Source organism: Pseudomonas edaphica (genome assembly GCF_005863185.1).
Taxonomy (GTDB): domain Bacteria; phylum Pseudomonadota; class Gammaproteobacteria; order Pseudomonadales; family Pseudomonadaceae; genus Aquipseudomonas; species Aquipseudomonas edaphica.
The window spans coordinates 1-769 of sequence record NZ_VBVZ01001087.1 but is presented as its reverse complement, the minus strand read 5'-3'; the positions used below and the strand labels follow the sequence as shown (position 1 = coordinate 769).

Here is a 769-nt window from a genome sequence, read left to right as displayed (position 1 = left end):
GACTAAAAAGCGAGGCAAGCATGGGCAAAGAGCACAAGGCCAGTATTGACGGGGATCAATGGGCGCAGTGTGTACGGGAACATGGCTGGTTGTGGAATGCCGCGACGGGGTCTATCGCGCGTGCGCCGGCGACACTGATCCTGGCCCACGGCGCCGGTGCACCGATGGACTCAGCCTTTATGAACGACATGGCTGCACGCCTTGCCGGACATGGCGTGAACGTGTTGCGCTTCGAGTTCCCGTACATGGCTCAACGCCGCGTGGACGGCGGTAAACGCCCGCCGAACCCGGCGCCGAAACTGCTCGAATGCTGGCGCGAGGTGTATGCCGAGGTGCGACGTCATGTCGCTGGGAAGCTGGCGGTTGGCGGCAAGTCCATGGGGGGGCGCATGGCCAGTTTGTTGGCCGATGAGCTGGGGGCTGACGCGCTGGTGTGTTTGGGTTATCCGTTTTATGCGGTGGGCAAGCCGGAAAAACCTCGAGTCGAACATCTGGCCGGGTTGAAGACGCCGACGTTGATTGTGCAGGGCGAGCGCGATGCGCTGGGTAATCGGGCGGCGGTGGAAGGGTATGCGCTGTCACCGAGCATCGAGGTGATGTGGCTGGTGGCGGGGGATCATGATTTGAAGCCGTTGAAGGCTTCGGGGTTTGGTCATGAGCAGCATTTGGAGGCGGCTGCGGTGAAGGTGGCTGGGTTTTTGGGCGCCTGTTAGGGCCCCATCGCAGGCAAGCCAGCTCCCACATTTTGAATTGTGAATACCTTCAAATG

At 61.1% G+C, this 769-nt stretch carries 1 protein-coding gene; it reads left to right on the top strand.

The window, feature by feature from the left end; all coding sequences use genetic code 11:
* Positions 1–20 precede the first annotated feature (20 nt).
* Positions 21–713 carry an alpha/beta family hydrolase gene (locus FEM54_RS33400; RefSeq protein WP_138454380.1) on the top strand — a complete coding sequence of 231 codons (693 nt, stop codon included), beginning with the start codon at positions 21–23 and terminating at the stop codon, positions 711–713.
* Positions 714–769: the final 56 nt, after the last annotated feature.